The organism is Aestuariimicrobium sp. p3-SID1156, assembly GCF_025144225.1.
In the GTDB taxonomy this organism is placed as follows: Bacteria; Actinomycetota; Actinomycetes; order Propionibacteriales; family Propionibacteriaceae; genus Aestuariimicrobium.
Genome location: NZ_JALXXB010000015.1, coordinates 1 through 22,354, shown reverse-complemented (window position 1 = coordinate 22,354; position 22,354 = coordinate 1). Strand labels below are relative to the sequence as shown.

The 22,354-nt window shown below is 66.8% G+C and carries 20 protein-coding genes; 4 read left to right on the top strand and 16 right to left on the bottom strand.

The window, feature by feature from the left end:
- Nucleotides 1–40: 40 nt before the first annotated feature.
- From M3G03_RS12250 to M3G03_RS12175, 16 genes are all read right to left on the bottom strand, one after another.
- Entirely contained in the window at nucleotides 41–796 is a 756-nt protein-coding gene (locus tag M3G03_RS12250) for a succinate dehydrogenase/fumarate reductase iron-sulfur subunit (RefSeq protein ID WP_259810361.1), read from the bottom strand.
- On the bottom strand, nucleotides 793–2,808 hold the full coding sequence (locus tag M3G03_RS12245) for a fumarate reductase/succinate dehydrogenase flavoprotein subunit (RefSeq protein ID WP_259810359.1): 2,016 nt from the start codon (nucleotides 2,806–2,808) through the stop codon (nucleotides 793–795). Before M3G03_RS12245 ends, M3G03_RS12250 begins: the two co-directional genes overlap by 4 nt.
- Complete coding sequence (locus tag M3G03_RS12240; RefSeq protein WP_396121959.1) at nucleotides 2,805–3,458, bottom strand: succinate dehydrogenase cytochrome b subunit; 654 nt, start codon at nucleotides 3,456–3,458, stop codon at nucleotides 2,805–2,807. Before M3G03_RS12240 ends, M3G03_RS12245 begins: the two co-directional genes overlap by 4 nt.
- A gap of 280 nt (nucleotides 3,459–3,738) precedes the next feature.
- Nucleotides 3,739–5,166: a polysaccharide deacetylase family protein gene (locus M3G03_RS12235; RefSeq protein WP_259810357.1), complete on the bottom strand. Its 1,428-nt coding sequence runs from the start codon at nucleotides 5,164–5,166 to the stop codon at nucleotides 3,739–3,741.
- A 203-nt stretch (nucleotides 5,167–5,369) separates the two neighbouring features.
- The gene (gene trmD / locus M3G03_RS12230) at nucleotides 5,370–6,086 is read right to left on the bottom strand and encodes a tRNA (guanosine(37)-N1)-methyltransferase TrmD (protein WP_259810355.1); all 717 of its coding nucleotides are present in this window, start codon (nucleotides 6,084–6,086) and stop codon (nucleotides 5,370–5,372) included.
- Entirely contained in the window at nucleotides 6,083–6,622 is a 540-nt protein-coding gene (gene rimM / locus M3G03_RS12225; RefSeq protein WP_259810354.1) for a ribosome maturation factor RimM, read from the bottom strand. Before rimM ends, trmD begins: the two co-directional genes overlap by 4 nt.
- Nucleotides 6,623–6,701: 79 nt before the next feature.
- Nucleotides 6,702–6,953 carry an RNA-binding protein gene (locus M3G03_RS12220; protein ID WP_259810353.1) on the bottom strand — a complete coding sequence of 84 codons (252 nt, stop codon included), beginning with the start codon at nucleotides 6,951–6,953 and terminating at the stop codon, nucleotides 6,702–6,704.
- Nucleotides 6,954–6,955: 2 nt separating this feature from the next.
- Nucleotides 6,956–7,468: a 30S ribosomal protein S16 gene (gene rpsP, locus M3G03_RS12215; protein ID WP_259810351.1), complete on the bottom strand. Its 513-nt coding sequence runs from the start codon at nucleotides 7,466–7,468 to the stop codon at nucleotides 6,956–6,958.
- Nucleotides 7,469–7,670: 202 nt separating this feature from the next.
- The gene (locus M3G03_RS12210) at nucleotides 7,671–8,834 is read right to left on the bottom strand and encodes an amidohydrolase family protein (RefSeq protein WP_259810349.1); all 1,164 of its coding nucleotides are present in this window, start codon (nucleotides 8,832–8,834) and stop codon (nucleotides 7,671–7,673) included.
- Nucleotides 8,835–8,872: 38 nt separating this feature from the next.
- Entirely contained in the window at nucleotides 8,873–9,007 is a 135-nt protein-coding gene (locus tag M3G03_RS12205) for a methionine/alanine import family NSS transporter small subunit (protein ID WP_259810347.1), read from the bottom strand.
- On the bottom strand, nucleotides 9,004–10,560 hold the full coding sequence (locus tag M3G03_RS12200; RefSeq protein WP_259810345.1) for a sodium-dependent transporter: 1,557 nt from the start codon (nucleotides 10,558–10,560) through the stop codon (nucleotides 9,004–9,006). Before M3G03_RS12200 ends, M3G03_RS12205 begins: the two co-directional genes overlap by 4 nt.
- A 110-nt stretch (nucleotides 10,561–10,670) precedes the next feature.
- Nucleotides 10,671–12,269 (bottom strand): signal recognition particle protein, encoded by a 1,599-nt coding sequence (gene ffh, locus M3G03_RS12195; protein ID WP_259810343.1) that lies wholly within the window; start codon nucleotides 12,267–12,269, stop codon nucleotides 10,671–10,673.
- A 110-nt stretch (nucleotides 12,270–12,379) separates the two neighbouring features.
- On the bottom strand, nucleotides 12,380–13,483 hold the full coding sequence (gene ftsY / locus M3G03_RS12190) for a signal recognition particle-docking protein FtsY (protein WP_259810341.1): 1,104 nt from the start codon (nucleotides 13,481–13,483) through the stop codon (nucleotides 12,380–12,382).
- A gap of 83 nt (nucleotides 13,484–13,566) precedes the next feature.
- A complete protein-coding gene (locus tag M3G03_RS12185) occupies nucleotides 13,567–13,803 on the bottom strand; it encodes a hypothetical protein (protein ID WP_259810339.1) in 237 nt (78 codons plus the stop codon).
- Nucleotides 13,804–13,869: 66 nt separating this feature from the next.
- Entirely contained in the window at nucleotides 13,870–17,424 is a 3,555-nt protein-coding gene (gene smc, locus M3G03_RS12180) for a chromosome segregation protein SMC (RefSeq protein WP_259810337.1), read from the bottom strand.
- 2 nt (nucleotides 17,425–17,426) lie between these two features.
- On the bottom strand, nucleotides 17,427–18,053 hold the full coding sequence (locus M3G03_RS12175) for a GtrA family protein (RefSeq protein WP_259810334.1): 627 nt from the start codon (nucleotides 18,051–18,053) through the stop codon (nucleotides 17,427–17,429).
- Between the two features lie 172 nt (nucleotides 18,054–18,225).
- Here M3G03_RS12175 and M3G03_RS12170 point away from each other — a divergent pair, with 172 nt between their 5' ends.
- The 4 genes from M3G03_RS12170 to M3G03_RS12155 all read left to right on the top strand — a co-directional run bounded on the left by M3G03_RS12170 (nucleotide 18,226) and on the right by M3G03_RS12155 (nucleotide 22,316).
- Entirely contained in the window at nucleotides 18,226–19,104 is an 879-nt protein-coding gene (locus M3G03_RS12170) for a CHAP domain-containing protein (protein ID WP_259810332.1), read from the top strand.
- A 199-nt stretch (nucleotides 19,105–19,303) separates the two neighbouring features.
- Nucleotides 19,304–20,431 carry a sensor histidine kinase gene (locus tag M3G03_RS12165; RefSeq protein WP_259810331.1) on the top strand — a complete coding sequence of 376 codons (1,128 nt, stop codon included), beginning with the start codon at nucleotides 19,304–19,306 and terminating at the stop codon, nucleotides 20,429–20,431.
- Nucleotides 20,428–21,093, top strand: a complete 666-nt coding sequence (locus M3G03_RS12160) for a response regulator (protein ID WP_259810329.1) — start codon at nucleotides 20,428–20,430, stop codon at nucleotides 21,091–21,093. The genes M3G03_RS12165 and M3G03_RS12160 overlap by 4 nt, the downstream gene beginning before the upstream one ends.
- 170 nt (nucleotides 21,094–21,263) lie before the next feature.
- Nucleotides 21,264–22,316: a peptidoglycan-binding protein gene (locus M3G03_RS12155; RefSeq protein WP_259810327.1), complete on the top strand. Its 1,053-nt coding sequence runs from the start codon at nucleotides 21,264–21,266 to the stop codon at nucleotides 22,314–22,316.
- Nucleotides 22,317–22,354: the final 38 nt, after the last annotated feature.

Here is a 22,354-nt window from a genome sequence, read left to right as displayed (position 1 = left end):
GCGTGTGGCAGCTGGGCGACTCAGCTCACGACGGGGAGGCTCACTGGGCCTTGCCCTCGCCGCGGAACATCGACTTCCACAGGTCACGGTTCAGCTGGCTGATCGACGCCATCGGAATGCCCTTCGGGCAGACCTGGGCGCACTCGCCGATGTTGGTGCACGCACCGAAGCCCTCGTCGTCGTGCTGGGCAACCATGCTCTTGACCCGGCTGTACCGCTCCGGCTGGCCCTGGGGCAGCATGGCGAGGTGGGTGATCTTGGCCGAGGTGAACAGCATCGCCGAGCCGTTGGGGCAGGCGGCCACGCAGGCACCGCAACCAATGCAGGTGGCGTTGTCGAAGGCGATGTCTGCCTCGCGCTTGGGCGCCGGGGTGGCGTGGGCGTCAGGGGCTGACCCGGTGTTCGCCGAGATGAAGCCGCCGGCCTGGATGATCCGGTCGAGGGCGGTGCGGTCGACGACGAGGTCCTTGATGACCGGGAACGCCCCAGCCTTCCAGGGCTCGATGTCGATGGTGGCACCGTCGGCGAAGGACCGCATGTGCAGCTGGCAGGTGGTGGTGTGCTGCCCACCGTGGGCGATGCCGTTGATCACGACACCACACATGCCACAGATGCCCTCACGACAGTCGTGGTCGAAGGCCACCGGCTCCTCGCCACGCTCGGTGAGGATCTCGTTGAGCATGTCCAGCATCTCGAGGAAGGACATGTCCTCGCTGACGCCCTCGAGAGGGTAGGTCACCATCTTGCCCGGGGTCTGGGCATTGGCCTGGCGCCAGATTCGCAGTGTGACTCTCACTTGTAACTCCGTTGCTTGAGCTCGATGGCCTTGTAGTTGAGGGGCTCGCGGTGCAGGACGGGGGTCTTTCCCTCGCCCGCCCACTCCCAGGCGGCGGCGTAGAGGAACTCGTCGTCGTGGCGCAGGGCCTCGCCCTCTTCGGTCTGCGACTCGCCACGGAAGTGGCCGCCACAGGACTCACGTCGGTGCAGGGCGTCCACGCACATCAGCTCGCCCAACTCAAGGAAGTCTGCAAGACGGCCGGCGCGCTCAAGGGCTTGGTTGAAGTCCTCGTTGATGCCGGTGACCTTGACGTTGGTCCAGAACTCCTGGCGCAGGGCACGGATGCGGTCGATGGCCGTCTTCAGGCCATCCTCCCAACGCTCCATGCCGCAGTACTCCCACATGATCTGGCCCAGCTCCTTGTGGATCGAATCCACGGTGCGGGTGCCGTTGATCGACAGGAGCTTTCGGATGCGGCCGGTGGCCGACTCCATGGCCTCCACGACGGCCGGGTGGCTGGCGTCGATCTTCTCGAAGGGGCCGTTGGCCAAGTAGTCGTTGATGGTGTTCGGCAGGACGAAGTAGCCGTCGGCCAGGCCCTGCATGAGCGCCGAGGCACCCAGGCGGTTGGCGCCGTGGTCGGAGAAGTTGGCCTCTCCGCACACGTACAGGCCGGTGATCGAGCTCATCAGGTCGTAGTCCACCCACAGGCCACCCATGGTGTAGTGAACCGCCGGGTAGATGCGCATCGGCACCTCGTAGGGGTTCTCACCGGTGATCTGCTGGTACATGTCGAACAGGTTGCCGTACTTGGCCTCCACCGCCTTCTTGCCCAGGCGACCGATCGCCTCGGCGAAGTCGAGGTAGACACCGCGACGCATCTGGCGTTCGTTGCCGGCGTGGTCACGCTCGGTGATGGCCGGGCCGACGCCGCGTCCCTCGTCACACATGTACTTCGCCTGGCGGGACGCGATGTCACGCGGGACCAGGTTCCCGAAGGAGGGGTAGATGCGCTCCAGGTAGTAGTCGCGATCCTCCTCGGGAATCTGGCGCGGATCCTTGGCGCAGTCCTCGGCACGCTTGGGAACCCAGATGCGTCCATCGTTGCGGAGCGACTCCGACATCAGCGTGAGCTTGGACTGGGTGTCGCCGTGCACCGGGATGCAGGTGGGGTGGATCTGCGTGTAGCAGGGGTTGCCGAAGTAGGCGCCCTTGCGGTGTGCACGCCAGGCGGCGGTCACATTGCAGCCCATGGCATTGGTCGACAGGAAGAAGACGTTGCCGTAGCCGCCGGTGGCGAGAACGACCGCGTCAGCCAGATGCGACTCAATGCGTCCGGTGACCATGTCACGGGTGACGATGCCGCGGGCGCGACCGTCGACGACGATCATCTCGATCATCTCGTGGCGGCTGTGCATCTTCACGGTGCCGGCCGCAACCTGCCGCTCCAGGGCCTGGTAGGCCCCGATCAGGAGCTGCTGGCCGGTCTGACCGCGGGCGTAGAAGGTGCGCTGCACCTGAACGCCACCGAACGAGCGGGTATCCAGCAGGCCGCCGTACTCGCGCGCGAAGGGGACGCCCTGGGCCACGCACTGGTCGATGATGTTCGCGGACACCTCGGCCAGGCGGTAGACGTTGGTCTCGCGGGCGCGGTAGTCGCCGCCCTTGACGGTGTCGTAGAAGAGGCGGTAGGTCGAGTCACCGTCGTTGCGGTAGTTCTTGGCGGCGTTGATACCGCCCTGGGCCGCGATGGAGTGGGCGCGACGGGGGCTGTCCTGGTAGCAGAAGTTCAGGACGTTGTAACCGGCCTCACCCAGGGTGGCAGCGGCGGCGCCACCGGCCAGGCCGGTGCCGACGATGATGACGGTCAGCTTGCGGCGGTTGGCCGGGTTGACCAGCTTCGCGCTGAACTTGCGGTCCTGCCAGATCTTGTCGATCGGGAGGTCACGGTTGGCCTTGGTGTCCGCGATGTCCTCGCCGACAGTCCAGTAACCACCTGCGGTCTGTTCGGGAGCAATGGTCTCGGTCATCCGATGACTCCAATCAGGATCAGGACGGGAGGAATCATGAAGCCCAGGAAGAGCAGCACAGCCACCAGCAGTGACAGGCCCTTGAGGGTCTTGCGCGCGGACAGGCTGGTGTTGGCACCGAGAGTCGCGAAGGCACTGTAGAAGCCGTGCGAGATGTGCATGCAGACGGCAATCATCGCGATGGCGTAGATCAGGACGACCCACCATTCACCGAAGCCGGCGATCACCCGGTCGTAGGGCGCAAGGGTCTTGACGCCGTCGGCGTAGCCGAACTTCAGAACCTGGGCGGTGAACTGCAGCAGGTGCATGATCACGAACAGGACGATGATGATGCCGCCCCAGATCATGGTGCGCGCAGCGTAGCTGGACTCCATGCTCTTCTTGTCCACGTAGCGCTTGCCTGCGCCGCGGCTTGCGTCATTGCGCGCCTTGAGCTTGAAAGCAGACCACAGGTGGAGGACGACCGCAGCCAGCAGGGTGATGCGGAAGATCCACAGGAACAGGGAGTGGGGCAGCGCCGGGTAACCGAGCTCGCGAAGCCAGTGCGAGTACTCGTTGAACTCGACGCCGTTGTCAGGGAGCAACAGCTTGAGGTTGCCGAACATGTGTGCGAGCAGGAAGCCGATCAGGATCAGACCAGTTATCGCCATGATGAACTTGGTCACAACCGTCGACTTGGCCGCTCGTTGATGAGTAGTCAGTGTTGTCGCCACGAAGGGCACTCTATAGCCACTCTCGCGAAGGACGAACACCGGCCACGCTATTGTGGAATAAGTCTCAGGTTGCGGCGCAATAACACAATGAAGACGTTCGCTAATTCGTGGGACCGGATCCCCGCAAATGCCCTGTGACAAGGTGCGACACGACTGGCCAGGGATGAGGAATAGCGCACTCCACAAGCGCAGGCACTGCTCGAATGCTGCGCTCCGGTCAGCGCACGCAGGAGTGCGGCAAGGCTGGAGATGAGCAGAACGGGGCACCGAAGCGGTAGTCGGAGGGAGCCATTTCAGCCAGGGTTGTCATCGTGTACCCATCAGACTTGAGCTTGGCGATGACGGCGGGCACGGCAGCGCGGGAGGTGGCGTGGATGTCGTGCATCAGCACCACCGCACCGTTCGTGGTCTGCTGACCGACGTAGCTCAGGATCGAAGGGGTGGTCTTGAACTTCCAGTCCAGGGTGTCGACGCTCCACAAGGCCACGGCCATGGAGTTGCGACCGATCTCGGCGTCGACCCGCTTGCTGCGGTCCCCGTAGGGCGGGCGGAGGAACAGCGGCGCCGTGCCTGCCAGCTTCTCCAGGTTCTTGCTGTTCGTGGAGATCTGGTGGGCGAGAGCTTCGTTGCCCGCGGTGCTCATGGTGTTGTGTTTCAGGTTGTGCGAGGCGATCTCCATGCCGTTGGCGGATGCCTTGGTGACCATCTCGGGGTAGGCATCGATGCTCGGGCCGAGCATGAAGAAGGTCGCTGGAACCCTCGCCTTGTTGAGCGCGTCCAGCACCTCCTGGGTCTCCGGGACGGGCCCATCGTCGAAGGTCAGCGCCACACACTTCTTGACGGTGCAGTCAGTGCCGAGCGCAAGCTGGGGACGCGGGTCCTTCTGCTTGCCCTTGGGCCGCGCGACCAGGTCCGGGGAGGCCGGGGCGAAGGTCTGGGCGGCCTCGGCCCCCGTGGGGTACTGGGCCGCCGCCTTGGCCCGGCGTCCAAAATCGGTGAGGAAGGGGCCAGCTTCCTTGCCGGTCAGCAACACATTCGGCTGGGAGCCTCCCTGGAACTGGATGACGAGGTTGCCCTCCTGGGAGAAGGCGAGCGCGGGTCCCTGGCCCATCGGCCAGGTCGGTGACGCCAGCGCCTTGAGCGCAGCAGCCTTCTCCTCGCCCGCCTTGGCACCGACCGCTGCGGTGAACTCTGCCCACTTCTGCGGCGAAATCAGCGCAGGCGAGGCAAAGGACTCATTGGACTGGGGATCGTAGTAGACCACCGACGTGCGCTTGCCACCCTTGCCCTCCACGTTCAGGGCGACCGCCACGGCCTTCGAACTGGACGCCAGTAGCGTCGGCTCCATCGTGAGTTCCCCACCGCCTGCCCAGGCGTGGTGGCGCAGGATCTGACCGCGCACGACGTCCAGGGCAAAAGTGAGGCCAGGCATGCTCCGGTCGGCCAGCAGGGTGGTCACCGTGAGGTCACCGGCAGTGAGGGTGGCTCGTCTGCCGGAAAGCAGTTTGTGGTCCGGGCGCGCGAACTCGGCCTTCGGCCCAACAGTAGTGCTGGGGGCAGTCGAAGGGGTGTTGGTCCGGTCACCAGGAGCCGACCCAGCGCCCAGGGTCGAGCAGCCGGTCATCAGGGCCGAGGTCGCGAGCATGGCGCCAACCCATCGTGCCCGTGATCCGATTGTCCCACCGCGCATTGCTCTCGCCACCTTCTCCACCCTGGTTTCCACTCGCGCCTTCGGCTGTCCGCCCCCCCAGTATCCGCGCAATGGGGTCACGCACCAAGAATCGTCCAGGGCTCAACCAAAGAACTGAAACCCTGTTCTCATGTCTGAGAAATGCCGCGTTGTGGTGTTCAGGCCTGAGCATCACGGGGCCCCAGCAGGTCGGGGCGACGTTCGCGGGTCAGCTCCTCCGAGCGTCCGCGACGCCACTCGCGGATGCGGGCATGGTGGCCGCTGAAGAGCACCTGGGGGACCTCCAGGCCGCGCCACAGCGGCGGCTTGGTGTAGACGGGGTATTCCAGCAACCCCTCGTTGCCCTCGGAATGGGACTCCTCCGACAGGGACTCCGGGTTGCCGATCACTCCGGGAATCAGCCTGACGATCGCCTCGACCATCGCCAGGGTGGCAACCTCTCCCCCATTGAGGACGTAGTCACCCAGGCTGAGTTCGCGCACCTCGACACGGGTCGCGGCGTGGTCGATCACGCGTCGATCGATGCCTTCGTAGCGTCCGCAGGCGAACACGAGGCGCCCACGGCTGGACAGCTCCTGGGCAATGGATTGATGGAAGCGCTCCCCACTCGGGCTGGGGAAGACCAGCACCGTGTCCCCCGGGTCCTCCCCCAGGACGGCGTCGAGGGCCTCCCCCCAGGGCTCCGGCTTCATGACCATGCCCGCTCCGCCGCCATACGGGGTGTCGTCAACAGTGTGGTGTCGGTCATGGGTCCAGTGGCGCAGGTCATGGACGCCGAGCTCCACCAGGCCTGACCCGATGGCCTTGCCGACCAGCGACAGCGTCAGGGGTTGGAAATAGTCGGGAAAGATCGAGATGATGTCGAGGCGGGTCACTGGGCATCCTCCGACTCGTCCTCGTCAGCGAGGAGACCCGGCACGTCGGCCAGCTCGACGAGCTTTTCCGACAGGCTCACTCGCGGTACCAACGCCCGGACGAAGGGCACCAGGCGTTCCTCGCCGTCGACGTCAATGGCCAGCAGGTCCTGCTCCGGCAGGTGAACGACCTCCGTGACGGTTCCCACGCGTGTCCCATCAGCCAGCACAGCGGTCAGGCCGACGAGCTGGCGGTCGTAGTACTCGTCCTCCTCCTCGGGCACCTCGTCCACGGGAACGTCCACGACCAGCACCTGGCCCCGCGCGGACTCGGCGGCGTTGCGGTCATCCAGGCCCTCGAAGTGCACGAGCAGCCGACCGGAGTGCCAGGCGAGCCGGGCGACGGTCAACTCGCGCCGCGTCCCCTCGACTCGCAGGACGGAGCCGACGGCGAACCGGCGCTCGGGTTCGTCGGTGCGGACGTCAACCACGACATCGCCGCGCACGCCGTGCGCCTTGCCGATGCTTCCGACGATGACCTCAACGGTGTCCCCCACGAGGCTGTCCTCTCAGTGACAACGCCACCCCGCCAGCGATCGGAGGACCGGTCGGGCGGGGTGGCGTGGTGGTGTGGTCTCAGCGGCGTGAACTGCGGCGGTCAACGTCGACGAAGTCGACGCGCACCTGCTCGCGGCCAGCCAGTGCGGCAATGACGGTGCGGAGGGCCTGGGCCGTGCGGCCCTGACGTCCAATCACCTTGCCGACATCGTCGGGGTGGACGCGCACCTCGAGCATGCGACCGCGGCGAAGGTCCTTGTCCTTGACGCGAACGTCGTCGGGGTTCAGGACAATGCCGCGGACCAGGTGCTCCAGCGCTTCACCCAGCACGATCAGGCCTCTTCCTTGCCCTCGGCCGGATCAGCCTGGTTCTCACCCGACTCCTTGCCGGCCTGATCATCGGCAGCGGCAGCGCCGGGCTCGGCGACGTCAGCGGCCTCGTCCTTGTCCCCCTCGGCCTGGTCCTTCTGGGCCCTGGCGGTGATGGCGGAGCTCTTGGGGGCAGCGTCGTCCTCGGCGAGGGCGGCGTTGAACAGGTCCAGCTTGGAGGCCTTCTCCGGGGCGACGTCGACACCCTGGGGCGCCTGCTCGCCGGAGAACTTCTGCCAGTCACCGGTGCGCTTGAGCAGGGCCACCACGGCATCGGTCGGCTGGGCGCCGACGCCAAGCCAGTACTGGACGCGCTCAGAGTTCACCTGGATGACCGAGGGGTCATTCTTGGGGTGGTAGATGCCGACCTCTTCGATGGCCTTGCCATCACGCTTGGCACGCTCGTCGATGACGATGATGCGGTAGTGGGGCGAGCGGATCTTGCCGAGGCGCTTCAAACGAATCTTGGTTGCCACGTTTGTGGTTTCTCCTGTGGGGATGTCCGGGGTCTCCCGGCGCGGGGCTTGGTGGGGACGCTCAACCGTGTGGGGCACAGTCTCGCAGCCTCCGAGGAATCATCGCCAGGCACGAGAGAGGGCATGCCAAGGCAGAAGACGCAACGTCCAGTGTGCCAGAAAGGACGCCTGTGGCACCAGTCGGGGCAGTTCTCCCCCGGACTCAGCGTGCCTTGACGATGCGTCCTCGCAGGATGATGAACAGCGGGTTCTTCACCGCCGACACGTCCGCCAGCGGATCGGTGTCGTAGACCAGCAGGTCAGCACTGGCCCCTTCCTCGATGCCGGGGACGCCGAGCCACTCGCGCGCCCGCCAGCTCGCTGCCCCGAGCGCGAACCCGGTGTCCCCCACCTGGGTGAGCAGTTCGACCTCGTCCCCGATGAGCCCGTGGGCCATCGTGCCGCCCGCATCGGTTCCGGCGAAGATGGGGACGCCTGCTTCCTTCGCCTTGCCGAAGACCTCAAGGCGCTTCGCGTAGAGCGCGCGCATGTGCTCGGCGTAGTGGGGGAACTTCTCCTCCCCCGAGGCTGCGATGGCCGGGAAGTTCTCCAGGTTGACCAGGGTGGGCACCAGCGCCACCTGGCGCTCGGCCATCGTCTCGATGGTGGCGTCGTCGAGCCCGGTGCCGTGCTCGATGCCGTCGATGCCCGCGTCAACCAACTCCGCGGCCGACTGCTCCTCGAAGCAGTGCGCTGTCACCCGGGCTCCCAGCTCATGGGCCCGGTCGATGGCCTGTTTGGCGACGCCCGCCGGCCACAGAGGGGCCAAGTCGCCCTTGTCACGGTCGATCCAGTCCCCGACCAACTTCACCCAGCCGTCACCACGGGCAACCTGTTCCTCCACCGTCGCGACCAGGTCGTCGGGGTCCACCTCGGCGGCGAAATTGCGGATGTAGCGCTTGGGACGGGCGATATGGCGACCGGCGCGAATGATGCGGGGCAGGTCCGCGCGGTCGTCGATCCAGTGGGTGTCAGCCGGAGAACCGGCGTCTCGCACCAGCAAGGTGCCGGCGTCCCTGTCGGTGAGGGCCTGGGCCTCAGCCTCCTCGGCCCCGACCGCGCCAGCGTGGTTGAGGCCGATGTGGCAGTGGGCGTCGACGAGACCGGGGACGATCCAGCAGTCAGTCGCAATGGTGACCGAATCCTCGACGGGCTCAGTGCGGATGACGCCCTCGCTGATCCACAGGTCATCCTCCTCGCCTCCCGGGAGCACGCGTCCCCGGAGGTGGAGGGCACCATGGAAGTGCGGCTGCTCCCCATCAACGTGGGTATGCGTGAGGCCCCCGTGCGAATGGGTGTGGAAGAAGGGATTCGTGGACTGACCCATGGTGGAAACCCTAGAGGGCGCCGTCCATGCGCGAGGTCTCAGAGCTCGTGTTCGGCGAGGGGTTCACCATCGACGGCCTCACGCGTCCGCATCAGGTTGATCACGGCCAGGACCAGGCCGCCCCAGATGGTGCAGGTCGCCACCAGCATCATGATGATCGCGTCGCCGCTCATGCGAGTTCCTCCTCGGTCACGTGCTGGTCTTCATAGGTTGCCTGCTGGTGCAGGGACGAGCGGTCATGCCAGGGCAGCAGGCTCATCAGCAGGGCGATCACGATGAGCGCCGCACTCATGCCCCACCCGAAGACGCCGTTGAACCACCCGGGGTAGCCCTCGTACCCATTCTTCGCCTTGTCGATGACGTCGTTGATGAGCAGATACATCAGCACCGCCGGGGTGAGGCCTCCGACCACGAAGTACCACAGCGGCCCCAGCGTGAAGGAGCTCACCGAGTTCACGTGGCGGGCCAGCTCGGGCAGCTTCCGCAGCGCGAAGGTCACCACGACCATGGACGCGATGGCGGCTCCCACGATGCCCAGGTTGTTCACGAACGCATCGGAGGTGTCAAGCAAGTACAGGCCGGTGGTGGTCGGGAAGAGCAGCAGGGAGATGACTGCCATGGCGCCACCCACGGCGAGCGTGGCCGGGACGCGTCCCCAACCGGTCTTGTCGCGCACGGTGGAGACGACGACCTCGACGATGGAGACCAGCGAGGTGAAGCCGGCCATCACCAGGGAAGCGAAGAACAGCACGCCGATCACGATGCCGAGGGCACCTGCCTCGTTGATGATCGCGGGGAAGGCGACGAAGGCCAGGCCGATGCCATCTCCGGCGACCTTCGAGATCGGGGTGCCGCTGGCCTGACTCATGAAGCCCAAGACCGCGAAGACACCGAAGGCCGCGAGTAGCTCGAAGCCGGAGTTCGCGAAGGCGACCACCAGACCCGACCCGGTGAGGTCGGTCTTGCGCTTGAGGTAGGAGGCGTAGGTGATCATGATGCCGAAGGCCACCGACAGCGAGAAGAAGATCTGTCCGTAGGCAGCCACCCAGACTCCTGGATGGGTGAGGGCCGACCAGTCGGGCTTGAAGAGCGCGTCCAGGCCGGTCGAGGCGCCCGGCAGCGTCATCGCGATCACGACGAGAACCAGGAAGCTGACGACCAGCAGGGGGATGAAGACGATGGAGACCTTGGCGATGCCGTTCTGGACGCCGGCAGCCAGCGCTGCGATGGTCACCAGCCACACCAGGGCCAGGACGCCGAAGATGGGCCAGACGAAGCTGAACTCGACGCCCGGCTTGTCGGCCAGCTTGAGGAAGTCGCCGAAGAGGTAGGCCTTGGGGTCCTTGCCCCAGCCCTTGGTGAACGAGAGCACCGTGTACATCCCCGCCCAGGCGATGATCACCGCGTAGTAGACGCCGATGACGAAGCAGATGCCCATCTGCCACCACCCGATGGGCTCAGCGGCGCGAGCCATCCGGCGGTAGGCCAGGGGAGGCGAACCCTGGAAACGGTGTCCGATGGCGTAGTCGAGGAAGAGCACCGGGATACCGGCGGTCAACAGCGCCACCAGGTAGGGGATCATGAAGGCCCCGCCACCGTTGTCATAGGCGACGTAGGGGAAGCGCCAGATATTGCCCAGGCCGACGGCAGACCCGATTGCGGCCAGGATGAACGCGTAGCGGCTCTGGAAGGCCTCGCGGGTGCGCGGGGCGGGGGTGCTACTCATGGGACCTCCATCTCGTGACCGGAGCGACGTTATCGGCGCCCCCCGGGAGCGAGACGGGGTCTCACGATGTGGGCGAACTCACAGCTCGGGGTGGGTCACGCGTCGCTTGCTCAGCGCGGACCCTTGGTCTGCTGGTTGAGCATCTGCTGCAGTTGGGGCGGCAACTGGAAGTCGGCCATCGCTTTCTGCATCTCGGCCTCGGTCGGCTGGGCGTTGCCGCCGAAGGCCTGGGCGGGATCAGCGGCTGCCGGGCGCTGCTGGGCCGTCTGCGCACGCTTGGCCGGGTTGCCCGACTGGCCCTTCCTGGCGCCCTTGCCCTTCTTGGCCTGGGTCTTCTTCGGACGCTGCGCTCCCCCGCCCATGCCGTGCATTCCGGGCATCCCCGGCATGCCGCCGCCCATCATGCCGCCGGCCATCGACTGCATCATCTTGCGGGCCTCGACGAAGCGGGTGACCAGCTGGTTGACCTCGCTGACCTGGACACCGGCGCCCTTGGCGATGCGCGCGCGACGCGAGCCGTTGAGGATGGTGACATCGGCGCGCTCAGCGGGGGTCATCGAGTAGATGATCGCCTCGACGCGGTCGATCTCCTTCTCGTCGATGTTGGCGATCTGGTCCTTCATCGCGCCCATGCCGGGCAACATGCCGAAGATCTTGGACAGCGGGCCCATCTTGCGCATCTGCTGCATCTGCTGCAGGAAGTCGCCGAGGGTGAACTGGCCCTTGCCGGCCAGCAGCTTCTCGGCGGCAAGCTTGGACTGCTCCTGGTCGAAGGTCTTCTCGGCCTGCTCGATCAGGGTGAGCATGTCGCCCATGTCGAGGATGCGGCTGGCCATTCGCTCGGGGTGGAAGACGTCGAAGTCCTTCAGGCCCTCGCCCGAGGAGGCGAACATGATCGGCTTGCCGATGACCTTGGCGATCGACAGGGCGGCGCCGCCGCGGGCGTCGCCATCGAGCTTGGTCAGGACGACGCCGTCGAAGCCGACGCCCTCCTGGAAGGCCAGCGCAGTGTTGACCGCGTCCTGGCCGATCATGGCGTCCACGACGAAGAGGACCTCGTCGGGGTTGACGGCGGCCTTGATGTCGGCGGCCTGCTGCATCAGCTCGGCGTCGATGCCCAGGCGTCCGGCCGTGTCGACGATGACCACGTCGTAGAGACGCTGGCGGGCGACCTCGATGCCGGAGTGGGCGACCTGGACCGGGTTGCCGACACCATTGCCCGGTTCAGGGGCATGGACGTGGACGCCAGCGCGCTGGCCGACGACCTGGAGCTGGTTGACCGCATTCGGGCGCTGCAGGTCGGCGGCAACCAACAGCGGCGAGTGGCCCTCGGACTTGAGCCAGTGGGCGAGCTTCCCGGCCAGGGTGGTCTTACCGGCACCCTGGAGGCCGGCGAGCATGATCACCGTCGGCGGAGTCTTGGCGAAGCGGATCGTGCGGGTGTCGCCGCCGAGGATGGCGATGAGCTCCTCGTTGACGATCTTGATGATCTGCTGGGCCGGGTTCAGCGCCTGGGAGAGCTCCAGGCCCTGGCACCGCTCACGGACATTGGCGATGAACTCCTTGACGACGCCGAGGTTGACGTCGGCCTCGAGCAGGGCGATCCGGATCTCGCGCGTGGTCGCGTCGATGTCGGCCTCGGTGAGTTTCGTCTTGCCGCGCAGACTCTTGAAGGTCTGGCTGAGGCGGTCTTGCAGGGTGTCGAACACGAATGCCTCGTTGTCGTCGATGGGGGGCCGCTGGGTGCGGCCAGTACCGCTCGAGTTTATCCGACTCCGCGGGCCGCCCCGTTCAGCGGCGGAGGCCGACGCGGGGTGGGCTACTCGCCGAGGATGCCGGCCACGAAGCCGTCGGTGTCGAAGGGGGCCAGGTCATCGACGCCCTCACCCAGGCCGATGAGCTTCACCGGGACGCCCAGCTCGCGCTGGACCTGGACCACAATGCCGCCCTTGGCCGAGCCGTCGAGCTTGGTGAGCACGATGCCGGTGACGTCGACGACTTCGGCGAAGATGCGGGCCTGGGTGAGGCCGTTCTGTCCGGTGGTCGCGTCGAGGACCAGCAACACCTCCGTCACCGGAGCCTTGCGCTCGATGACCCGCTTGACCTTGCCCAGCTCGTCCATCAGGCCGGTCTTGGTGTGCAGTCGCCCGGCGGTGTCCACCAACACGACGTCGACGCCCTCCTGGACACCGCGGTCGACGGCGTTGAAGGCGACCGACGCGGGGTCGGCGCCCTCGTCACCACGCACGGTTTCGACCCCGACCCGCTCACCCCAGGTGGTGAGCTGCTCGGCGGCTGCCGCGCGGAAGGTGTCGGCCGCGCCCAACAGGACCGTGCGTCCCTCCGCGACGAGGACGCGCGCCAGCTTGCCCACGGTCGTGGTCTTGCCGGTGCCGTTGACCCCCACGACCAGGACGACGCCGGGCCTGCCGTCGGCCCCAGTGGTGTTGACGGTCCGGTCCAGATTCGGGTTGACCAGTGTGACCAGCTCCCGGCGCAGGACGTCGCGCGCCTTCACCGGATCGGCGACGCCCTCGATCGACAGTTCCCGGCGCAGGGTGGTGACCAGTTCAGTGGAGGGTCCGACGCCCAAGTCGGAACTGATCAGGGTTGCCTCGAAGTCATCCCAGGTGTCCTGGTCGATGCGGTCGCTGGACAGCAGGTCAGCCAGACCGCGCGCCAAAGCATTGTTGGAGTTGGCGAGTCGACGACGCAGCCGGGCGAGTCGAGACCCGGCAGCCTCGGGTACCTCGAGGCCGGGCTCGGCCTCGGGCTCGGCGGGAACCTTCCCCGGCTGCTGCGGCAGCTGGCCGGGTTCCTCGGCAGGCGGCAGCTCCTGAGCGCGCTTGACGACCAGGTAGGCCGCCAGCCCCGCAGCGAGGAGGAGTACAACGATGATCCAGAAGATGAGGTCGTCGGTCACGCACCCATCCTATGGCTACGGTTTCTGCGGCCCACTGGAAGATCGCGCCGGGGCGCCCCCGAGACCACGCGTGGGCGTCCGGATCAGTCGCGTGTGCGGCGCGCGATGCTCTGGACGCGCTCGGTGCCCTGCTCGTAGAGGGTGACGAAGCTGGCCGGCGGCTGCGCTTCGCCGTTGAGGTGGTGACCCACGACAGCGAGACGATCCGCCACGGTGGGGACGTTCTCGCTGAACTTGCCTCGCATACCCACGGCCACGACGGCCAACGAGGCGAGACCAAGTCCAACGATGATGATCATGGAGAACACGATGGAGGGCACGGCGCAGTCCTTTCGAGGGGAAAACTCGAACGGGGAAGGGACGCCCTCATTCTGGCACGGACAGTGTCAGTGTTCGCGGAGGCGCTGCGACACGACGGTGGAAACCCCGTCGCCGCGCATGGTGACGCCATACAGCGCGTCGGCGATCTCCATGGTGCGCTTCTGGTGCGTGATGACCAGCAGCTGGGACTTCTCGCGCAATTCCTCGTAGATCCCGAGCAGACGGCCCAGGTTGGTGTCGTCCAGGGCCGCCTCGACCTCGTCGAGGATGTAGAAGGGGCTGGGACGGCTGATGAACAGGCTGACCAGGAAGGCCACCGCCACCAAGGAGCGCTCGCCACCGGAGAGCAACGAGAGCCGCTTGACCTTCTTGCCTGCTGGTCGCGCCTCGACCTCCACACCAGTGGTGAGCCACTGCCCCGGCTCGGTCAGCACCAGGCGCCCCTCTCCCCCCGGGAACAGCCGGGAGAAGACGCCCTCAAAGACGCGTTCGACATCGGCATAGGCGGCCGCAAAGACCTCCTCCACGCGACGGTCGACCTCCTCGATGATGTCGACCAGGTCCTTGCGGGTGCGCTTGAGGTCCTCAAGCTGTTCGGCCAGGAAGGCATGGCGTTCCTGCATGGCGTCGAATTCCTCCAGCGCCAGTGGGTTCACCCGGCCGAGCACCTGGAGGTTCTTCTCGGCGGTGCGCAGCCGCTTCTCCTGCTGCTCGCGCACGAAGGGCACCGGCGTGGGGCGCTCTTCGTCGTCCTCGGTGACCGGGCGTCCATCGGGCCAGACCAGCACCGGGATCATCAGCTCAGGACCGTACTCGGCCATGAGCACCTCGGCGGTCATGCCCAGGTCATCCATCGCCTTTGCGGAGAGCTGCTCGATCCGCATCCGCTGTTCGATGCGTGCCATCTCGTCCCGATGGGCGCCCTCGACGATCTTCTCCAGTTCGCGGGCGGCCTCCCGTGCCTCACGCCGGGCAACACCGAGCTCGGCTTCTGCCTCCTGGCGAGCCTGCTCGGCGGCGGATCGTTCGGTGGTCGCGATGCCGCGCGCAGCCTCGGTCTGGGCGAGCAGCCACACCGCGCCCTCATGCACAGCCTTCGCCGCCTGCCCTTCGCGTCGGAGCTGTTCGGCCCGTGCCTGGGCCTTCTGTCGCTGGGCACGCTCGTGGGCCGCCGCGCGCATCAGCGACTCAGCCTTCCCCGACAGGGCCTTGACGCGCTCCTCCGCGGTGCGCAACGCGAGTCGGGCATCCATCTCGCGCTGCCGGGCGATGCGTGCGTCCACGGCGAGCTGGTCGCGCTGGGCCGGGTCGGGTTCGGCGATCTCACCCTCAGCGGAGGCCAGCTCCAGGCGCTTCTCGAGTTCTGCGAGTGAGGTTTCGTCCTGGACGCGCTTGGCCTGGGCCTGGGCTGAGGTCTGGTCCAGCCGCTCGGCCTCGGCTCGGGCGGAGCGGGCGGTTTCCGAGAGCTGTCCGAGCCGCTCTGAGAGCGCCGACCATTCCGCATCGGACGCATGGAGCTTCGCGAGGGCGGCTTCTGCGCGTCCGCTGGCCTCAGCGAGGGCCTGGTCCTGCTCGGCACGGCGGAAGCGGAGACGTTCCAGGTCGTGGTCGACCTCGGTGAGCTGGCCCGCGGCCTCATCGACGGCAGCCTGGACCTCCAGCATGCTGGCCGCTCCCCCGCTACCGGCGGTAGCGAACCAGCTCGACAGCCGATCACCCTCGCGGGTGACGCAGGTGACCTCGGGGTGTGCGCCGATGACCTCGCGGGCGGCGGCGAGGTCCTCGACACAGGCGACGCCGGCCAGGAGGCGTGCGACCGAGCCCTGCACTGCATCGGACACCGTCACCACCTCAGTGGCCCAGCGCGCACCCGCCGGCAGCGTGCCCGTGGCCTCGGGCGCAGAAGCGCCGCCAACGAGCAGCCCCGCGCGTCCCAACTCACGGGCACGGACCAGATCGACGGCACTGAGGGCGCCGGCGAGATCAGCGATGGCCACCGCTTCGGAAGCATCACCGAGCGCGACGGCGATGGCGGCCTCCCAGCCGTGCTCGACCTGGACCAGCCCCGCTACGTGCCCCAGAACACCCTCGAGGTCGTCGGCGGCGAGCAGGGCGGCGTTGGCGTCCTTGCGTTCAAGCCCCAGCCTCAGGGCCTCGATGCGCGCCTGCAGAGAAGCACGCTGCTGGGCGTACCGGGTTTCCTCGGCGGCCAGCTGGTCGTTGAGCGTCCTGGCTGCGTCGACGAGTTCGTTGGCCGATTCGTACTCCTCGTCCAGCCCTTCCTCACCGGCGTCAAAAGAGGCCATCAAGCTCTCGAGTTTCGTGAACTCGGCAGTGGCGGCTTCGGCGCGCTCCAGGGCGTCGGCGCGGCGGGACTCGAAACGGGCCGCCTCCTCGGCGGAGGCGTCCAGGCGCGACGTCAGCGAGTTGACCTGCCCGGTCAACCGGGCGAGGCCCTCACGACGGTCCGCGATGGCGCGCAGCTGGGCGGCATAGGCCTTCTCCTCGGCCTGGAGGGCCGCCTCCGCCCCGGATCGGCGGGCGGTGGCCTCGTCCAGGTCCCCGGTACGGGCCCGGACATCGGCCCGTAGTTCGTCCTCATGCTCCCGGACCTGGGCTGCTTCCTTCTCCAGCGCTGCGGGGTCGCGGTCCTGGCGGGCGAGGTCAGGCTGCTGCTCTGCGTGGCGCATGCGCTCGGCGGCGATGGAGCAGGTGGTCTGGACCCGCTCAGCCAGAGCGGCAAGGTTGTACCAGTTCTCCTGGGCAGCGTTGACCCGTGGCTGCGCAGCACGAGAGGCTTCCTCGGCCTCGGCCTCGCGTCGCCGGGCACGGTCCAGCACCCCCTCGGCGCGCTCGCGGGCCTCGACCTGGGCGCGTTCATCGGCCAGGTCGGATTCGAGCGCCAGGGTGGCCTGGGTGAGATCGTCGGCGAGCAGGCGGCTCTTCGCGTCCCGGAGTTCGGTCTGGATGACGGCAGCCTTGCGCGCCACCTCGGCCTGGCGCCCCAGCGGCTTGAGCTGGCGGCGGATCTCGGCGATCAAGTCGTTGAGCCGGTCGAGATTGGCGGCGGTGGACTCCAGCTTTCGCAGCGCCTTCTCCTTGCGCTTGCGGTGCTTGAGGACGCCGGCGGCCTCCTCGATGAAGCCACGTCGGGTCTCGGGGGTCGCCTGCAGGATGGTGTCGAGTTGGCCCTGGCCGACGATGACGTGCATCTCGCGTCCGATGCCGGAGTCGGAGAGGAGTTCCTGGACGTCGAGAAGGCGGGCGGGGTTGCCGTTGATCTGGTACTCCGAGCCGCCGGTGCGGAACATCGTCCGGCTGATCGTGACCTCGGTGTAGTCGATCGGGAGAGCACCGTCGGTGTTGTCGATGGTGAGCACGACCTCGGCCCGACCCAGCGGGGCGCGACCGGAGGTGCCAGCGAAGATGACGTCCTCCATCTTGCCGCCGCGCAAGCTCTTGGCACCCTGCTCCCCCATCACCCAGCTGAGGGCGTCCACCACATTGGACTTACCAGAACCATTGGGCCCGACGATGCAGGTGACGCCAGGCTCGAAGTTCATCGTCGTCGCGGAGGCGAACGACTTGAACCCGCGCAGGGTGAGCGATTTCAGGTACATGGTTAGTCCACCCGGGCCTCGTCGGCCTTCTGGCGTTCGACGAGCTGGGGGCTGTACTCGGGAGCGACCACCGGCGCAGTGATGGGGGCTTCCTCGGGGTGGCCGGAGCGCACGGCACGGAAGGTCCACAGTTTGTTCATCAGGAAGTTGATCGGCATGGTCAGGGCGATCTGGATCAGGGTGGCCCAGTAGAGCTTGGTGCGCAGCCCGTTGGAGTCGTCGAGCCACTCGATGCGGCCCAGGTAGAAGGTGGAGTTCTCCTTCAGCAGCAGGGTCTGGATGACCAGACCGACCAGGAGGGCAGCCCCGCCGATGCCCATGAAGTTGACCAGGCCACGCCACCAGCCGGTGCGTCCCCTGGCCTTGAACGTGAAATGCCTGTTCAGCTGGTAGTTCCAGGTGTTCGCGACAACGAAGGCGACAATGACGATGACGTGGTACCAGCGCAGGTTGAATCTCGTGAAGGGCAGGTCGAGCGCCACATGCTGGTAGTGCGGGACCAACCACTTCAACACGATCGTGACGGCCAGGTTGACCACGATCCCGGAGCCACCGACCAGCCCGAAGGTCAGGAACTGGCGCAGATTGCGGCGTCCGCGTTGCGCGCGACTTTCAGTACTGGGGCTCACAACAGCAGGAGTCTAGTGGGTCGCCCCACGGAACCCGGGAAAGCCGTCCCGGCACTGTGAAGGCACTCCCGGGGCGTCATGTCACCCCTCATTTGTGTGGGTACCGGTTCGCGCGGCGGCTGTCGAGACTGGCTTCGGGGCAAGGGCCCCGGGCACTCGAGAAAGGTTTGTCATGACCATCACGTCACATCCTCTCCGCAACCTCACCCGCACCGTGCTTGCAGCGAGCCTGGCGGCCGGCGGCCTGATCGCTGCTGCACCCACCAGCGAGGCAGCACTCAGCCACGTCAACACGAATCCCTACACCACCGGATGCGCCGACACCAAGCGTCTGCTCACCTCCAAGGCAGTCAAGGGCGGCACCGCGAGCGTGTACCAGTCGACCAGCTGCCTGACCCTGTGGCTGGAGTACGACGGCGTGGCCGGTCAGGCCGTCTACAAGAAGACCTGGGATGAAAACTCCAAGGTGTGGACCCAGATGGAGATCGACAAGGTCGCCTGGAGCTACTCGATGCAGTCCTACGCTCCGGGCACCACCAAGTTCATCGGTTTGATGACGACCGGTGGAGTGAACTACTCGGTCACCTGCACCTCCGGCTGCACCTGGGAGTCCAGCGCTCCGACCAGCTCGACCCTGTCGGCCAAGGTGGATGCCTTCGTCAAAAGGTGGAACGGGGTGTACATCAATTCCGACGACCACGCCGGAGCTCAATGCGGGGACATTCCCATCCAGTACCGCAAGGAGGTGGTGGGTGCGAATGCCTGGGACTCCTCCGCCAAGGATGCCTCCGACGGCGGCGTCAAGAACTGGTGGTACAACGCCGTGCGCTACGGCAGGTATGACTCCGCCAAGTGGACGCTGGTGAGCGCCAGCTCTGCTCCGCGGAAGGGCGACGTCGCCGTGTGGAACTGGGGAACCCTCGGACACACGGCCTTGGTCCTCGGTGACAACGGCAGCACCTTGAAGGTTTTCACCCAGAATCCGGGAGCGGCACGTGTCGACGACCTCTCGAAGAGCGGTCTCCTCGGTTACTTCCGCCCCAAGATGTGACCTCCTGCGCTGGCTGGTGAACCCACCACGGTGGTGGGTTCATCAGCCAGCGACCGTGATCCCTTCCGAATCGTTGTCACACATGTTGCCTCCTTGTCGTCACTGTGAACAGTGAGTGACGACTTCGCGCAGATCGCCCTACTCCAGCACTGGTCCGGCCAGAATCGACGGACAGTGCCGCGCAGTGGGAGGAGAACACGTGGGGCAGGTCCGCCAGCTGGCCGACCAGGGCATGGGCCTCTCCCTGGTCGCCCTGCGCGTGGTCGTTCTCGGCCAGATCTCCATGGTCGCGAGAGCAGGCGTGGCGGCTGCGGACCGGCCCCACCTCTACGTCGCAGCAATCTTTGTGGTCTTCGTCAGCAGTGCGGTGCTGGTGACCTGCCTGATGCTGGCGCGGCGACGCGGCTGCGCTCCCTACGTGGCCGCCACGGAGGCCCTGGTTTCGATGGGGCTGCTCTTCCTCGTGCCCAGTTCCCTGGCACCCACCGCGATCGTGGGCACCTGGGAGAACTGGGCTCCGGCTTTCGCGCTGAACTCCGCCGTCGCCGTGTGCATCCTGCTTCCGTGGCGGATGGGCGCTGTGGTGTCGGGGTTGATCGCCGTCTTCTACCTCATCAGCGGTGCCGCGGACCCGTCCGCGTCCTCGGGCAGTCTGCTGGCCAATGCCCTCACCTACCTCGGACTCGGCTTCGCGAGCATCGGCTTCAGCACGTGGCTGCGTCGAGTCGCGGCAGCGGCCGATGATGCCAAGGCGCAGGCAGTCGAGGCGACCCGCTCTCTCGAGCGTGAGCGTTACCGGGTGTCAGTGCACGATGCGACCACCATCCTGCGTCAGCTCGCCGATCCCGCGGTACCGGATCCTGTCATACGCGCCCTACGCAAGCAGGCGCTCGACGAGTCGCACCGATTGCGTGCACTACTGGAGGAGGGCCGAACCCTCACCCTGGAGGCGCACACCCTCGGGGACGTCCTGGACCGTGCCCTGCTCGGTTTCGAGGACCTGCCACTGGTGCGAAACTCCGACCTGGGGGACTGCGCCACGCTGCCTGAGCCCCTCATTGAGCCGCTCACCCTGGCAGTCCGCACCCTGCTGCACAATGTGCGGACCCATGCCAAGGCTCGGCAGGTGTACGTCCACGCCACCGCAGACGAGGACTCCTGGGAGGTGGAGGTGCGCGACGACGGGCAAGGCTTTGACCCCACCACACCGCTGGGCTTCGGCCTGAGACACCAGGTCATCAACCAGCTGGAACGTCGCGGTGTTCGAGTCCTCATCGACACGTCCCCCAACGAAGGCACCAGCGTCACCGTGGGAGGAACCCGATGACACGGCAAAGGCCCCGCGTCCTGCTGGTGGAGGACCTGGTCGTGATGCGTCAAGGGTTCGCCCTCTGCCACCCGACCCTTGACGTGGTCGGGACCTACGACAGCACTGAGGAACTGTTGGAATCCGGCCCACCCGAGGCCGACCTCATCATCCTCGACCTTCAACTGCGCACGCCGGACGGCAGTCAGCACCAGGGGACGGAGGCAGTCGAAAACGTGGCCGGCCTGGGCATCCCCATCTGCCTGTACACCAGCGAATCACGACGACTCGTCCTCGCACGCTGCCTTCGCGCCGGCGCCCACGGAGTTGTGCACAAACAGGAACCCCTCGAGGAGGCGACCAGAGCATTCCACGCCGTGGCGGCCGGAGCGACCTGCGTGAGCGGGTTCCTCCTGGGCCTGGCGGAACTCCTGGAACGCAGCGGTGACCTGCCCGACCTGTCACCACGACAGCGCCAGGTACTCGCTGCCAGAGCGCGCGGGGAGAAGTGGGACAGCATCGCCCGGCGGCTGTACATCACCCCCAGCGTTGCTCGCGAACACATGGATGCGGTGAACCGGAAACTGGCTGATCACTTGCAGAGCGCGTCTCCCGCTGACCTCGAACGGGCCCTCGGACTGGCTCCCGGTGACCTGCTTGACACAGCCTCCCACCTCCAATAGCACCCGCCACCACCTCCACTGGCACCTGCCGCACAGGGGACGGCGCCCTGCCGAAGGGGGCACCGTATCGGGTCCCCCTCAGCACTGCACCCCTCACTTCTGCGGGTACCGAAGCATCACGGCGACGACAAGCATGTGAAGCGCACCACCGCTCTACGAAAGGTTCGCTCATGTCCCCCGTCTCCCGCAGGTCCCTCCTCGTCACCGGCGGCGCCGCTGCCGCTGCCTTCGGTCTGGGTTCCGCCGTCCGCGCCGAGGGTGCGCAGTTCACCAGCAACTCGGCCTTCCTGGCTGCCGCCGCTTCTGCGGCCCAGACCGCCAACAAGGTCGCTCCCCGGGTGCCGGTGGCACCGATGATTGCCCAGGCAATCCTGGAGAGCGGCTGGGGCACCACCACCCTGGCGGCCTACAACAACTTCTTCGGCCAGAAGGCGAAGCTGGGCGATCGTGACCCCTACTCCATCGGAACGGTGTGGGTGAAGACCTGGGAGTACCAGGGCCAGGAGGAGTACGCCGAGTTCCACAAGTACGCGTCCATGGCCGACAGCTTCAAGTCCCACTACCTCTACGTCTCCGGCCAGACCGGGCTCTCGCAGTACCGGAACCCCCCCTCGGACACCGACCAGTTCTGCCGCTGGCTGGTGACCGCCCCTCGTGCCTACGCCACCGCCGGTTGCGCGCCGGGCAGCGTCATCTCTCCTACCTGCTCCACCTACGATGACAAGCTCATCCAGCTCATCAACACCTATGGCCTGCGCAAGTACAACCTCACCTCCGGTGGGGGCTCCACCTGCGGCAACCCGGGGACACCGTCCTCTCGCTCCTTCCCGACCCTCAAGGCCGGCAGCAATGGGACGAGCGTGCGCACCCTGCAGTACATCCTCAACAACACCGGCTACTACCGGCTGACAGTGACCGGCGTCTTCGACGCCGCGACGAAGAGCGCGGTCGTCGCCTACCAGAAGCGGCACGGTTTCACTGCGGACGGCATCGCCGGCTCACGCTTCTGGAGCACCATCCTCCCCACGGTCTCCACCGCCGAAACCTCCAGCGCGGCGCGCGCCATCCAGCGAGAACTGAACGACTACTGCTACGGAGTCCCGGTCACCGGCGTCTACGACAGCACCACCCGCAACTCCGTGATCGCCTGGCAGCGCAACCGCGGCCTGCCTGCTGACGGCGTGGTCCGTGCCTCGACCTGGGCCACCTTCCTGAACAGCTGATCGACCTCGTTCCCCGTCGCCCCCCCCCCCCCCCCCGG